The 14,712-nt window shown below is 32.4% G+C and carries 16 protein-coding genes; 1 reads left to right on the top strand and 15 read right to left on the bottom strand.

All coding sequences use genetic code 11. The annotated features are described in order from the left end of the window. Positions 1–12 precede the first annotated feature (12 nt). The 3 genes from B0H99_RS05590 to B0H99_RS05600 all read right to left on the bottom strand — a co-directional run bounded on the left by B0H99_RS05590 (position 13) and on the right by B0H99_RS05600 (position 2,933). Positions 13–576 (bottom strand): hypothetical protein, encoded by a 564-nt coding sequence (locus tag B0H99_RS05590; protein WP_106532653.1) that lies wholly within the window; start codon positions 574–576, stop codon positions 13–15. A gap of 780 nt (positions 577–1,356) precedes the next feature. Continuing rightward, on the bottom strand, positions 1,357–1,959 hold the full coding sequence (locus B0H99_RS05595; protein ID WP_106532654.1) for a recombinase family protein: 603 nt from the start codon (positions 1,957–1,959) through the stop codon (positions 1,357–1,359). Positions 1,960–2,186: 227 nt separating this feature from the next. Further along, complete coding sequence (locus B0H99_RS05600; RefSeq protein ID WP_106532655.1) at positions 2,187–2,933, bottom strand: GIY-YIG nuclease family protein; 747 nt, start codon at positions 2,931–2,933, stop codon at positions 2,187–2,189. 528 nt (positions 2,934–3,461) lie between these two features. Here B0H99_RS05600 and B0H99_RS05605 point away from each other — a divergent pair. Beyond that, positions 3,462–4,217 carry a DUF4393 domain-containing protein gene (locus B0H99_RS05605; RefSeq protein ID WP_106532656.1) on the top strand — a complete coding sequence of 252 codons (756 nt, stop codon included), beginning with the start codon at positions 3,462–3,464 and terminating at the stop codon, positions 4,215–4,217. A 620-nt stretch (positions 4,218–4,837) separates the two neighbouring features. Here B0H99_RS05605 and B0H99_RS05610 read toward each other — a convergent pair. The 12 genes from B0H99_RS05610 to comGA all read right to left on the bottom strand — a co-directional run bounded on the left by B0H99_RS05610 (position 4,838) and on the right by comGA (position 14,645). Further along, the gene (locus tag B0H99_RS05610) at positions 4,838–5,521 is read right to left on the bottom strand and encodes an Ltp family lipoprotein (protein ID WP_106532657.1); all 684 of its coding nucleotides are present in this window, start codon (positions 5,519–5,521) and stop codon (positions 4,838–4,840) included. Positions 5,522–5,695: 174 nt separating this feature from the next. Then, a complete protein-coding gene (locus B0H99_RS05615) occupies positions 5,696–6,613 on the bottom strand; it encodes a hypothetical protein (protein WP_106532658.1) in 918 nt (305 codons plus the stop codon). Positions 6,614–6,859: 246 nt separating this feature from the next. Next, on the bottom strand, positions 6,860–7,090 hold the full coding sequence (locus B0H99_RS05620; RefSeq protein WP_106532659.1) for a hypothetical protein: 231 nt from the start codon (positions 7,088–7,090) through the stop codon (positions 6,860–6,862). An 84-nt stretch (positions 7,091–7,174) separates the two neighbouring features. Continuing rightward, a complete protein-coding gene (locus tag B0H99_RS05625; protein ID WP_106532660.1) occupies positions 7,175–8,005 on the bottom strand; it encodes a hypothetical protein in 831 nt (276 codons plus the stop codon). 589 nt (positions 8,006–8,594) lie between these two features. Further along, positions 8,595–9,023, bottom strand: a complete 429-nt coding sequence (locus B0H99_RS05630) for a hypothetical protein (protein WP_106532661.1) — start codon at positions 9,021–9,023, stop codon at positions 8,595–8,597. Positions 9,024–9,071: 48 nt separating this feature from the next. Next, positions 9,072–9,590 (bottom strand): hypothetical protein, encoded by a 519-nt coding sequence (locus B0H99_RS05635; RefSeq protein WP_106532662.1) that lies wholly within the window; start codon positions 9,588–9,590, stop codon positions 9,072–9,074. A gap of 67 nt (positions 9,591–9,657) precedes the next feature. Next, a complete protein-coding gene (locus B0H99_RS05640; RefSeq protein WP_106532663.1) occupies positions 9,658–10,299 on the bottom strand; it encodes a hypothetical protein in 642 nt (213 codons plus the stop codon). Between the two features lie 556 nt (positions 10,300–10,855). After that, a complete protein-coding gene (locus B0H99_RS05650; RefSeq protein ID WP_106532664.1) occupies positions 10,856–11,176 on the bottom strand; it encodes a hypothetical protein in 321 nt (106 codons plus the stop codon). A gap of 15 nt (positions 11,177–11,191) precedes the next feature. Then, positions 11,192–12,082 (bottom strand): hypothetical protein, encoded by an 891-nt coding sequence (locus tag B0H99_RS05655; RefSeq protein WP_106532665.1) that lies wholly within the window; start codon positions 12,080–12,082, stop codon positions 11,192–11,194. Positions 12,083–12,415: 333 nt separating this feature from the next. Further along, entirely contained in the window at positions 12,416–12,592 is a 177-nt protein-coding gene (locus tag B0H99_RS05660) for a competence type IV pilus major pilin ComGC (protein ID WP_106532666.1), read from the bottom strand. 12 nt (positions 12,593–12,604) lie between these two features. Next, positions 12,605–13,648 carry a competence type IV pilus assembly protein ComGB gene (gene comGB / locus B0H99_RS05665; RefSeq protein ID WP_106532667.1) on the bottom strand — a complete coding sequence of 348 codons (1,044 nt, stop codon included), beginning with the start codon at positions 13,646–13,648 and terminating at the stop codon, positions 12,605–12,607. Continuing rightward, a complete protein-coding gene (gene comGA / locus B0H99_RS05670; RefSeq protein WP_106532668.1) occupies positions 13,602–14,645 on the bottom strand; it encodes a competence type IV pilus ATPase ComGA in 1,044 nt (347 codons plus the stop codon). The genes comGB and comGA overlap by 47 nt, the downstream gene beginning before the upstream one ends. Between the last annotated feature and the right edge of the window lie 67 nt (positions 14,646–14,712).

The following is a 14,712-nucleotide window of genomic DNA, read 5'->3' on the forward strand; positions in this document are numbered from 1 at the left end:
ATTTACTTTTTATTAATAATCATGTCCATAAACGATAATGTAGTTATTAAACATACTTGATTTAAATTTATAATTTACAGCAGATCCATACAAATAATTACTAACATCATCTTTAAACACTATTTCAGCTAAATAGGAAAGTGAATATTTATTCTTTTTGCAGTAACTGACTAAAGAGTTTCCAATATAAGCCACAGTAAAGATTTGATTATTCAAGTTAATTTCAAAATTACTGTCTCGATCTCCTTGTTTATAACTTATTATAGATTCATTTTTATATTTTTCATAAATAGTTCCACGTTTGAGTATATTAACCCAAAATACATTAGTTAGCCCTTTAGTAGAGTTAAATTCTGATATAAAAAACAATCTATAACTTTTATACTCCAACTCATACAAAGTCCAATTATACGTTTTCTTTAATTCGACTAGATTTTTGAATTCAAATTTATAAATATCTTTTCCCCAAATCATTCTGTCAAGATCTATTTTTTCATTAATAGACTCTTTATTAAACTCTTCTATTTTTTGATATGTATTTCTCAATAAGTAAAAATTCTCTATTAGTTCTTTCATTACAAATTATGCCCCCTTTTTTTTAAAAAAATCATATACTCATCTGTGAGGTTAACTTCTCTCATTATAAACCATTTTAACTACTTTCAGTATTTATAAATGGTTTTATTTACCCTTAACTTTTTTATAATCAGGTGTGAGCTAACTAGGTCATAGTAAATCCATAAACAATATGTTACTTAAAATCCTTTTCCATCCCCCATCTCTAGATTTAAAACTTTTAAGATAAATTTTATGCAAGTCATTTTTTGATAAAACTAAGATTTTAACTCAAGCAATAAATTAGTGTCATTAAAAAGAGTTCTTTGATATTTTTATACTTCTTATTTCATTTTTAAACGATAAGATACAATGAATTTTCTTTTAGCTTCTATTTCGGTAAATAGTTAAGCCGTAATATAGAATTTCTCGTCATAGCATAAGCTTCATTTAATAGTTTTTTTTAATTGCATTTAACAATGTAAACATAAATGATTTTGAAATTTATAATTTAATGAATCTTAATTATAAAAGCGATACATCTTATTTTTAGCAACAAGAAAATACATCATAATGTTGCTGTGGTAATAAGACATTTTAAAATTTTTTAAGTAGATATTATTATAGAAGCAATTTTAGACACTTCATTTTGAAAATCGTAAATCTAAAATATAAATATCAAAAATCAAATACTAAACATTAAATACAAATAAACAAATTAATAAAGGAATAATTGATAGCTAAGACAAGTTCAATAGTAATTAAAAAGGAGCGGTCATTTTGACTACTCCTTGTCTATCATTACTTTTCTTTTGTTTCATATTTTTTTAATTCTACATAGAAAGTAGCTTTAGGGATTCCATTAAGTTTTAATATGTCAGAAACACTCATTTTATTTTCTTCTCTGTTTCTATACTGCTCTAAAGCTTTCTGCATTGATTTATTAGAAAATCCTGCTTTCCTTCCCATGTGCTTACCTTGATCTTTGGCTCGCGCTCTTCCTTCTGTTGTACGCTCTACAATTAAGTCTCTCTCGAATTGTGCGAATGAACCTAAGATATTAAATAATAATGTGCCTAAGCTATTTGGTTTGCCATTCGCTTCGAATGTCATATTCTCTTTTAAGAACCTAATACTTATACCTCTATCTTTTAGCTGGTCTACTATTTGGTTTAAATCAAATATAGAACGTGCTAGCCGATCAATCTTAGTTACAACAAGAGTATCGCCTTCTCTTAAATAATCTAGACATTCTTTTAATGCTGCTCTTTGCTTAGTGCTTGTGCCTGTTATCTTCTCATGAAATATCTTAGTTACTCCTGCTTCTTCTAGTAATACTTTTTGAGTCTCTAGCCCATTGTCTTGGCTTGTTGTCGATACTCTCGCATATCCTATCATTGACATAATAACCGCTCCTGTCTACAAGTTAAGTATCTTCTATACTTTTAATTATAGACTAACTTATAGACTTAGTAAAGCTAATTAAAAGGCTTATTCTTTATGCTTTTTTTACTTGTCTTTAAGTTGAAACTTCTAGACATTTAAAATTGTGTAATTGTCTATGCATCTACAAATACATATGTTAACAGAAAAAGACTTAGCCTAAGTGGCTGAGTCTTTCTATTTGCTCCTTATTCTTTCTTCTTCATACTTTTTTTATTAGTCTTATGATAATCCTTAATAGCATCCATCATTCCAACATGAAAAGGTAAATTATATGGAAGTTTATATTCTCTATATAAATTATGCAGATATTCTCTTCTAGTAACCATGTTAGTTAAGCTTGCCATCAAATCAGTATCTTTAATATCATTTATAATTAAATCTGCTATTGTATAAAATTTAGCATTGCTGAATAAAGCTTTATCTATAAGATTGCCTGAGTTTTTGTTATATCCATATGGAATCAAGGAGTTGTATGCTCTTATTGCATTGTCTTCTAATTCATTAAGAGTTGAGAATGAAGTGTTTTCTAATTTAATTAAACTTATATAGAAATCGTCTCCATATTTGTAATCATCATATATCTCTTTGCTGCCTTTATTTAATCTAAAATGTCCATAAGCTCTATCAAATAGATTGACTGCCTGCCCAATATAAAACATATCTCTTACATGATTGTAAATAATATAGATGCCTGCAAAGTTTTCAATTCCTAATTTTGCTCTCTCAGTTTTAATCCTAAGCTTAATTAACTCTTCTGGTCTGTAGAGTGTTTCGCTCATCCTTAACTGATCTAATTCCATTCTTACATTTTCTTTATTTGCTTCTCGCTCTGTTTCAATCTGAACTCTATAGTAAAAGGACTCTTTGATTCCATCGGATTTATAATCGCTTAATGTTTCTCTGATCCATATTAGTTCATCTTCTGTCAGCATATGACCATCCTCTCAAAATTTGTTTCCAGTTTCATCTTACCTCTAACTTCCAATATTTAATTAAAATATAAAGCTCTCAGTTGTCTTATTCAATTTAATGATAAGTTTCTTATTGTACATTTAAAAGCTCCCTTGAATGGTTAGAGAGTTAATTTAATAAATAAAACTTATAGTTAAGAATGAGCAATTTTTATACTCTACCATACACTCTTTTTACATTTCATTATCTTCTCGTATTCCCTTTCGAAGCAATACGAGTGAACCCCTAATTTCCCTATACTTAAAGTTTTTACTTAAAAAACTTTATTTCTCATGTTTAGAAAATGAATAGCTAATTATGCCTTATACATATAGTGTTTTTAATAGGAAAGTTTGAACTTCTTACCTTTTTAAAAATCGTCTCGCAACATAACAGAAGTTATCTTTTATAAGTGTTATTTACATCTTTGTATGAATATTTATATTCTTTTTCCTCCTATGCTACTATTAAAGTAGGATATCTTAATCTATAAATATTGGAGGTTTAAAATGGATCCTATAATTACATCTGCTCTAACTGCTTTTGTTACAGCCTCAGCTACTAAAGGTATGAATGCCCCAATGCAAACTTTAGATGATTTATGGTATTTAGCATTTGGTGATATTAGCCAATTAGCAAATATGAAGAGAGCTAAAAACGAAATTAATACCGCTCAATATAAAGATTCTATATTGAGAAAAACGTTAGAAATTAAGCCTGAAAATCTTCAAGAGCCTCCTATGAGTATAGTTGGTCCAGCATTAGAAGCTTCAAAGTATTATATTGAAGAAGAAGAATTAAGAGAAATGTTTGCTAATGTTATCGCTGCATCAATGGACAAAACAAAATCAGGTGACGTTCACCATTCTTTTGTCGAGATCATCAAACAACTCTCTCCAAGAGACGCCCATAATATTTCCTTATTCAAAAATCGTTCAGCATATCCTGTTGTTAAATACATACTACAAAATAAAATGGACAAAAAATTCATTGTTATTGCCCCTTTGGTTTTTTTATCAAATTTTGTAGATGGTATTATTGATGAAAAGGATTCAGCTTCAATTTCAAATTTAATAAGACTAGGTTTGCTTGAACACTCTATTGATACCCTAACTAGTGTTGAGGAATATGCTTTCTATGAAAAGGAATCATATCTTGATTCTTTAATTTCCGGTTACGATAAAGAAGTTGATGAAGTAGTAACTAGACGAAATTCGTTGAGCGTTACTCCATTAGGAAATCTATTTATGAAAGTTTGCCTGTGATGATTTTATCATCACTTTTTTATTTCCACCTATAAAAGAAACAGCTTAGAAGTAATCTAAGCTGTTCATTGAATGTTGTCGACACTATTCAATTTTAATAGAATTTCCTTAACCGCTCCATATTACTAACCAGAATCTTAAAGCCGCACTCCTCACGCTGAAGTTGGATCATTACAGCTTCTTCTAGCGTCTTTAATCTTTCTGCTATCTTATCCACTTCTGGCCTACTATAGCGGCTCATGAAGTCCTCAAACTCTAAAAGACTGATTTACTTAATGTTTATTAAGTAGCGCTGTTTGCTGATCCCATTGACATCCTCTTGTCGTTTTCCCTGGCTATTCACAGTTGAGTAATTTCATCAATGATATCTCTTTCTATTTTTTCATAGGTATAGCGAATCATACCTCTAAGTAGAAATTAATCTACGAATACCTAAACTATAGATAGCATGAAAAATGTAAATAAGCCAATGAATAGCCATAAACATACATCTCGATTGTTAACGGTATCTGTCCAAGATAGCATAACCTAAACAAGAAATGCTTTTTAATATCAAACTTTAATAAAGACATTCAAAAAGCCTTCGTCCTTGAAAAAAGGGCGAAGACGGTGTCGTCTTATTAGTTCAAATTCTCAATAGCATAATTTGCTTCTTCTTGCGTAAACTTTTCGCCATGTTCAGAAGTCAATTGTTGTCTTATTGCCTCTGGCGACATGCTCATGTCTTCCTGATAACTTTTCGCCTTTTCTAAGGCATTAGCATTAAAATCAGCTTGTATATTATCAATAGCGTATTGTGCTTCTTCTGCTGTAAATTTTTCACCATTTTCAGAGATCAACTGGCCATAAATTCCTTGCTTTGACATGAACATTGATTCTGAATAAGTTTCAGCTTTTATCAAAGCATTTTCTTTCCAATCATATTCAAGATTCTCTATCGCATAAGTAGCGGCTTCCTCTGAAAACTTCTCCCCATACTCCGAAGTTAATTGATCGTAAATGCCGCTTTTGGACATGTTCATTGATGAGGCATAGGATTCCGCCTTGTTCAAAGCCGACTTGTGTTCAGCAGGAACGCTATCCTCTACTTCGACTTCTTCAGCTTCCTCTACTGCAGGTTCTTCTGTATTCTCTGTTTCTTCAGCAACTGCCGGTTCAACAGCGGTCGATTCGCTTTCCTGAACGGTTGATTCTGCACTTTCTTCTTCATTACCACCTAAAGCAGACCCAATAATAATGATAGCAAGTACCCACACCCACCATTTCTTATAAAACGGTTTTTTCTTTTTCGGTTTTTTTTCCATTTTCTGTACCCCCTGAATGTTTCTTACTTTTATAGATTAACACTCCAAAAACAAGCTTTCAACCAACTATTTCCTTTTTTACATGTCATGTTCAGGTTTTCTTTTACTTTAAAGAAGCATTAGTTACAAAATACTTGAATCTTAATAAATTTAACTATGATTTACAGCTCCGATTTATTCTATTGCTTCTTTTAATATTGCTGATTCAATCACATATACTTCTTTGTATTCTATGAAACTGAAAAGATTAGTTATATTTAATTTATATATTTCTTCTAATGGCTCTCTGCTGGCTTTAATTAGCTCTTTTATTGTTGCAGCTTCTTTTTTATCATACAAAGTAAGCTGCTTGTATTTATGCTGCATTTTGCGAATACGATTCTTTCTATACCCGTTTGTATTGAGTTGATCTATATTAGAAAGAAAAAGATACTTTTTTAATTGATTATAAATTAATTCTTGATTCATGTTATTTAACTTCATATCTGCCATTTTAAATTTAAAACGAGTTTCAAGCCTATTTCCATATTCATGCTCTATTCCTGTACCTCGCTTTATTTCCTTAATATTTCTATCATAATTTACAAGCGTATGACTTTTCTTTTGTGATTTATGATTGCCTATATAGTAGGTTTCATTTTCATATGAGGCATCTTTTGAATTGCCATGATGCTTAAATAGTAAGCTATCCTGCTTTGAAGTTTTATAATCAAATGCTATATCTATACGAACAATAGACCAATCAATAGAAGTTAATATATCAATAATTGAATGCGGTATATATTCACGTTGAAAGAATTTCCGGTGCAATGTTATTGTCCCGTTAAAATATGAATGTAATACACTTTTTTTAGGTGATAACTGTAAAGTGAATCCCATTTCTTCAAAATATAAAGAATATCTATAGTGCTTGGAGCGGTGAAAACCATAATAGAATCTATCGTATATAAATTCTTTTTGTTCATCTGTTAGTTTTACTCTTAAAATCATTGTATCTATACTTACTTTTTTATCTATATTGTTATTAGTTGTGTTAAGTTTATTAGATTTTCTTCTTTTATAATTTTTAAAACTGACTACTATATTAATCATTCCTTTACATTAATTTTAATTAAAAACTTTTCATTAATAAACATAGGAAAACCTACTCTTAAACAACTAAATTATATAATTTTATATCTGCTTATTATTTGAGTTTAAAAAACTTGCCTTGAAAGCTTCCCGCTCTCTGTATTTCCTTTTTTATTCAGCAATGGTATTTCCATATTCAACTAAAGCTATTGCTGGATTTTTCATAAAACCTTTTACATCGTAACGATCGACTCTCTCTTGAAAATCTTAAATATATAAGTTGTTAGGAACTAGCATTAAATTTTCCAACTCACTAATTGAAGTATCGCCGCAATATATATAGGTTCCAGCATAAACAAATTGAGTGACGGTAAAATCTGCATTAGAAACTCTTTCTTCTATCGTTTGATAGCCAAATCTCGAAGCATCTTCTTGTCCTACCGATTGAATTTTCATAGAAGTTTGAGCATCCATTATTACTTCTTTATCTAAAAACAAAACAGGATGTTCTCCCGCTACAATTCTTCCTGCATCGGTCGTTCCACCCCATTCCCCTATATTCTTTCCAATTAAATTTCTGTATCATAATTTATCCCATCCGAACTTTCTATATAACGCTAAATTTCCTTTTAGCTTTTCAATATGGTCTGATCTTTTCTTATCGAAAGATAATCCTTCTAATAATTCAATCCGTTCTTTTAAGTCAATATAGCTTTGTTTGTCTAATCTAATTTGCTCTTCTTTTTGTCTTGGAGGATATTCTTTATACTCCATTGCAATTATTTGTTTCCCTAATGCCATTACCGCTCCATCTTCTTTTAGAACACCTAGTTTATAAGGCTGCTTTTTCATAGAGTTTAATTTTGTATTGGAAATATTAAATTCATCTTTTATTTCTGTTTGAGATTCATAAACTTTAAACCTTAATTCACCGTTTTTAATTTCTATAAGCGCTGTTTTCTTACGTCTTCTATTACTGGCTTCAGTATAATTTCCTTTGATAGAGTCGGTTTGAATGTTGTTTATCTCATAATGTCCATTGCTATTTTTCCGGTCAATTGAAGGGCGCATTTTATAGTTACTCTCCTGATCTCTGTCATCAAACAATAATTGTTGCATTTGCCACTTCTCCCACTCTTTTGGTAAGTTTGTAATGAATTGAATTGTCATATCTAAAGGGTTGTCAAAATGAAACTCTACCTCTTTATATGCCGGTTTTGTTTTGTCAGTTGTACGTTGATACGATTGTAAACAGGAGCGGTACAGTGTTCTTGCAGCCGCTTCATTTTCTTTAAATATTTTCTCTAGTCTATATAGTTCCGCAATGGCTCTATTCGTCATTACATCCCTTCCATTCAACATTTTTCCTCCTTCTTTATTTTGTCTTACTAATTTACTTTCTTGCTTTTCCATATCAAAAAACCCCTTATTTTTTTATTATCGCTACAAAAGTAGCGACTATATGATTTTCATTTATAAGTTATTAATTTAATTAGTAACATAATAATCCTTGACTCCATATTTAAAAATATGATATAATTAAATTTTACTGTTTTTAAAAATTAGCTTGACCTTATATATTATATGCATCTTTTGCTGTTTTATCAACCAAATTTTAAAATAATTCGGTTTTTTCTATTGACTTCGAAAAAATTTTGTGATTAGAATCTATTCATTTTCTAATTCGCCTTATCTGATTGAAGCTACTTAAATGCCTCTCTCGTAATCGTACGAACTCCTGAGCGTTTCTTAGCCTAATAATAAGGTTAGTAATCGTTCCGAAGTATAAAACGCTCAGAATCAATTGTAATTATTCATTCAAGCGTTTCAATCTTGGTGCTTTTTTCATTTTATAACGATTGATAGGCTACAAAATAACCTCTACATTTAACTCTTCTATATTTTTAATTTGATATTTTTCCATTACGTCACTCCTCAGTGATTGATTTTTGAGCATAAAAAAACACCTCAGCGATTTGCTGAAGTGCGCAATTAAACTATCTTAAGCGATAGTCTTTTCAGTATTAGAAAAAGATAAGATTGAAATTACGAGTCCTAAAGTATATAAATTCAAAAATTGTTGTAAACGATTCAAATCAATTAATCCACCCATGTCATATGCAATGTAGGCAGCTAAAATTGAAATTGGTATCGATAAAAATAATGTAATTTCAGACAAAATTTTAAAACCTGTAAGAGCTATTAATAATAATCTAACAAAGCTTTCCTTTAATCTAGTACTTAATTTTTTTTCACTTGTAAAAGGATAGTCATTTTCCGCCTTTCCAGCATTTATAAAATCATTGAAAGTTAAAATTGTAACAAAAACTGTAATGCCAACAGATGCAAATACTGGCAATGTAAAATCCAGTAAAGATAGTAATACTAACCCTGATCCTAATGAAAGAAGTATTTTTCTTCCCTTTTCCATTTCCCCAACTCCGGTTTTCCTTTAATATTACCATCAAAGGTAAAATCTTCAAAAAGAACTTTCGGCATTATTTAACTTTTGTTGTCTTTTAGCTTTTATTTTCCCATCCTTAATTCTTGATTCCTTCATCGCTTTCTTCATTTCTTCTTTATTATAAGGTAGACCCAATTCTTTTCTGTAGAAATTAAAATTATACTCAAGATGATTTAGCAAAAACCTTTCTTCATCAATAATTAAATATGGAGAACCCATACTTATAAAAAAATATTCCTCAATTATAATTTTATGAATTAAGGCTAAGTCAGGACTCACTAAATGATAGTTTTCTTTAATGATTTCATCAACAGCCTGAAATTCCTCTAATGATAACCCTCTATATCCATCCAAAGGATGATTGGCGTTATTTACTTCTTTCATTAAAGGCATATATAACATCTGGAGAATTTCTGTTTTATATTGATTTGCTTGCATTCTAATTTCTTTTTTTATTAAAAAATGATAGTTAAAGAAGCTTGTTATAACTATTGTTAAAGATGAACTTAAAAGAGCTATAAATATTTCTCGCATTGTGCCAACTCCATTTTTCTCTTCATCTTAACATTAAAGGAAAAATCTTCAAAAACTTTTTTATATTTTATTGCTTGATGACCTCTTTTATATTTTTGCGAATTTCGATTAAGTTATCGTTAATCCTATTTAGATTCGCATATATATTATCCATATCGCAATATCCATCATTTAATTTTACTGCTTGAATAACATTTTTTAAATGAGATATGTTTCTTCTTATTTCTCCAGGAACTTCTTCAATATAATCTGGCGATATGTTAGAAAGTAAACTTGTATCAAGAACGGCTTTTTCAATATTGATTACAGGATCATGAAACTGATCAACTGCTATTACTAAAGACTCTGAAAATGTTGGCTCCAGAGCAAAAGCACTAGAAACAAAAGGGAAGATTGATATTAATTCTTCTAGTACATAATCTATAATCATTAACGCATTATCGTTATCTGCTTTTCTATTCTTCTCCAAAACTTCTTCCGAATGGGATATTTGTTTATTCACTGAATTTAAAGTAAAGATACCAGCTAATGAAGCGCCTATAGCAGCTCCTATTAAAGTAAATATACCTCCAGAAAATGTAGCTTGAATCTCCTCTGAGATATGAAGAACATCTCTTGTATAAAGAATTGTTATTAACGAAAAAACAATTAATATTAATACTCCTAAAATAATTAAATAGAAGTAATCTTTAACTCTATGATTCGCCATAAACATTATCCTCACTTTTTTCTTCTTATCGTACCATTTTAATTTTTATCTTTAAAAAATTAATGGTGAATAAATCTCTAAATCCCAAATACTGACTTGCTGATAAATTTAACTTTTCGTCCTTTATTGAATCGCTCAAGGCTATATCTAAGAGCATCAATAGGCTGATTCAAATACTGGCCTGTTGCTTTATCCTTTTTGAAACTATAGTTTTCTAGTTCATCAATTGTATTTTTCTAAAGAAAAATAACTTATAAAATTTATCTTTTTTAGATCATGGTTTTAAGCTTATGTAATACATATTTCTGCTAGCTGAAATATATGTAGGGTGGATTAATTAATACCCCTAAACTTTTAGTGCTGAGCTAGTCATAAAATCCAAAGCTTTGTCCTCATAACTTTCGTATATATAGCACTCAGAGGTTCTGTAAGTCATTTAAAGCTCTTCCTACTTGAGGGTTAAGGCTCTATATTGCTTTAGATACACCAATAGGAATGCTAAAAGATAGAAATAAAAACCCCATTATTAAGAGAGTGTATGTATGAAGTATTAAAATTAATTACTTAGTTGGAAATCATTTAATATGATCTGGTCTCCGCAGCTCTTGCATGTAAAGCATAGGTCAAAATCAGAAGTATCAGCATAGATGTTTTGAGCAATATCTTTAACCAGAATTTCATTAGTTCTTTCTATAGTAGATGATTCAGTTAGGTCAGTTAAGAAATCTTCATTAATATTATCTTTAATCTCATTATCCCAATCTACTCCAACGGCAAATTTATCTGTTATGGAATAAACTCCTACTTCATACATTTCATGATCTGGTTTGTATTCTGCTATTTGATTACAATTATCGCAAATAACTAAGATTCTCATATCAACTCTCCTTACTCAATCTTGAAAACTGGTTAAAATTTCATTTTCAAAATAAAGATATTTATAATTTGGATAAACCCATTGCTCACTAACTGAGTTAGCAGTTACAGTTCTATTTACTGATTGAGGTTTGCCCCATGATGAATTTTCCACTTCTTCGGTAGTCATTCCTATTGCAGGGTTATAATCTCCAACACCCTCCTCTTCAGTGAGCATTGTGCCATTTTCTTTGTTATATACATCTACCCAAGTAAATATATCAATACCTTTACTCTCAACGAACTTCTTAATCTCATACCCCTTCAATCCGCTATAATGAGGACTTACCGTTTTTAGTAGTGTAACTAATGTTTGTTCAGAATCTCCATACTTTAAAGCATCCGTAAACGCTAATAAAGTTTGAACTTCCTCATTGTTCTCAAAATAGCCAAATCCACTAATTTTATCAACTGCTGTAGGATCATATTTCTTCTCATAATAGCCATCAATAAAATCAGTTAGAGTTTTTAGAGTTTCATCTTCATATTCTTTTTGTTTTGCTAGAAGTAAGTTTTGCGTATCTACAGCAATAAAATCATGAGTAAGCCAATTTCCATAGTCCAAGTATGTTTCAACGCCTTTTTCTTCAATTAAACTGCGTAGTCCCTCATTGTAAATTTCTATTATATCATCATTGATTTCTAATTCTGTTTCCCCTTGTACAAACCTCTTATGAAAATCTTTCAATAAAAACTGATAGAAATCATCTTCAATGTATTCTTTATAAGTTGTGATTAGTTCTTTTTGATCTGCTGAGTTCGCTACTTGCTCTGTTTCTGCTTTCACTTCATCTGATGAATCACTACACCCCGTTAATATTGTGGCAGCAAGTAATAAATAACCTAAATTCTTCTTGATCGTAAACACCCCTTTGATTAATTCTCCTCAGACACATCACCATATAATCTGAATAGTTAAGTAAATATTATCACTACTATATACTCATAGTACAGGAGATAAAAGGAAATTATTACATGTGTAAGGTAGAAGTTAAAATAGCTTATATTACTGTTTTAAGTCTCTTTTGAGCTTTGCCTTCTTCTCTTTGCTACTTCTACTCAAAAAACTTTATAAAGCTTTAAATTGAAGGGAATGAGGCTATCGTTTGCTTCTTATACTCTACTACCTTAAAAACTTTATCCTCTAAATAAATAGCGGTTTTCAGTCCTACTCTCAAACCCTTGGTATTACTAGGTTTATTTAAAGGTTGTTTTTCTTATGTATCATATGAACAAACGCTTTGCACCCTTTTGCATCAACCGCTGTTGTCTGCTTCGAGACATTCGGGATGGCGATGGCGATCAAAACAGTAATGATAAGCATTACGATCAACATTTCAATCAGAGTAAATCCTCTTTGGTTTTTCAATAAATGCATTTATTTTCCTCCTTAAATTGTTTGGACTAAGTTATACATGGGCAATAAAATCGCTAGATAAGCTCCGATTATGCAAACGGCGATCATCAGGAAAAATGCGGGCTGGATTATACGCAGCAGCTGTTGGGTTTTCAGCTCAATCCGCTCCATCAATACTTCGCTGTAGAGAATCAGTTCTTTTCCCAAATAGCCGGTCATTTCGCCATGGCGGACAAAAGTCGGCATATCGCCTGCTATAAATTCAAAACGCGAAAGAGCGATTGACAACGGCTGGCCCAATTGGATTTCATCCTGCGAGCCGCTCGACATGAAACCGATGATTGGGTGATGGGTCTGGCTCTTCAGCAAATCGAGCGATTCCTGTATGGAAATGCCGCTATGCAATAAGGTGCCGAGTTCCCTGGCGAATAAATGGGACCAATACAATTTCATGAACCGGCGAAAAACTGGAACCGACAAGATCCACTGAATCTGCTTGTCAGCCCTCTGCTTTTTTAACAGCTGAAAAAAGGCAAAGGCGATCAATGCGCAAAAGGCAAACAAACCAATAAACAAATCGGGCAGCTTTAGCAACAGATCCGGTACGCCGCCCGCCTCTTCCCCTGATTGCATCGACTCCATCAACTGCGTTAAGTTCGGAACATAATTGGTTCGGAAAAACAGGAATAGGATCGAAGTGAAAATTAAGAGAGACACAGGATAAATCAATAAAGCCTTTAGTTTTTTTTGCACATTTTCAGTGCGGGCGTAGCTTTTTGCGATACTGTCTATTGCCTCGGCAAGCCGGCCATGATGTTCTGCAATTTCGACCGGAAGGAGCACTCCATCCTTGAATCCGAAAAACTTGAAAATTTCAGCCACATTTCCGCCATCTTTCAGTATGGCTGTCATACCATTTATCGCTTCATCCACTTTTTGGGTATGCAACGGCAAAAGAAGCGTCAAAGCAGTCGGAAGCAAATAGCCTTCTTTCATGAGGACAGAAAGCCTTGTTAGAAAATGTTCACGGTCATACAGGGTAATCCGGTTTTGGCGCGCAGGAAGAATCAATCGCACCTGCTTTCACCCCTTCCCGTATTTGTCCTCCAAATGTCAGAAATTCAGGCAAGGCATAGGCTATTCGGTCTTTAGCGGACCGCAGCGCTTCGTCTAGCCGCTCTTCGTGCAAAATTTCATACAGTGCCCGGTGAACTGTTGTTTGGCGTCCTGCCTCCGGATAAACGGGAACTATGCGCTGGGCAGAAATGGCAATCAGTGTCTGGGCCATATCCTCATAAGAAATGCCCAAATCAAAGAGACGGTGCAAACAGCCGACAGAATGCCTGGCATGGATAGTTGAAAATACCAAATGGCCTGTAAGTGCTGCTCTTACGGCTATTTGTGCAGTATCAGCATCGCGGATTTCGCCGATCATGATAATGTCGGGATCGTGGCGCAATATCGCTTTTAAACCGGCTGCGTAGGTAAGGCCCGCTTTTTCGTTAACCTGTATTTGAAGCATGGCATGGTTTTTCCGTTCTACAGGATCTTCTAAGGTGATGATGTTGCGGCTTAACGTTTCTGCGCAATGCTTTAACAATGAATAAAGCGTCGTTGATTTTCCACAGCCAGTAGGTCCTGTAAAGAGAATCAAACCTTGGGGCGCTTCCGCGAGTTTTTCAAGAAGTCTGGCCGAATCACGAAAAGCTGCCAGCTGGTGGATGGACTGCGCCGGTTCATCCGGAATCACGCGGACCACAATACTTTCTTTAGTTAATACAGAAGGCAAGGTTGATATTCTAAAATAATAAGAGTTGTGATCGATTGGCAGATGGAATGAGCCGGTTTGGGGTTTTCGTTTTTCACTCATGTCTAGAAGGGAGAGGTATTTGAAATAAGCAATCATGCGATCGCCTAAGTCAAAGGGGAGAGTCGTCACTTGCCGCAAGTTTTGAAAAGAACGGAAAGAAACGCTGTAGCAGGTTAAATCGGGTTTGATGTGGATATCGGTCGTGCTGTTGTCCACCGCTTTGCGCAGCAGCTCGGTACATCTTTTTTCAATTATCGCTTGCATAGCCACCTCCTATTTTAATGGGAACAACGAGAGTTTCGCTGTTCCCCCATAGTATAACCAGCGCTCT

The sequence above is a fragment of the Planomicrobium soli genome, from assembly GCF_003014655.1.
Lineage (GTDB): Bacteria > Bacillota > Bacilli > Bacillales_A > Planococcaceae > Planococcus > Planococcus soli_B.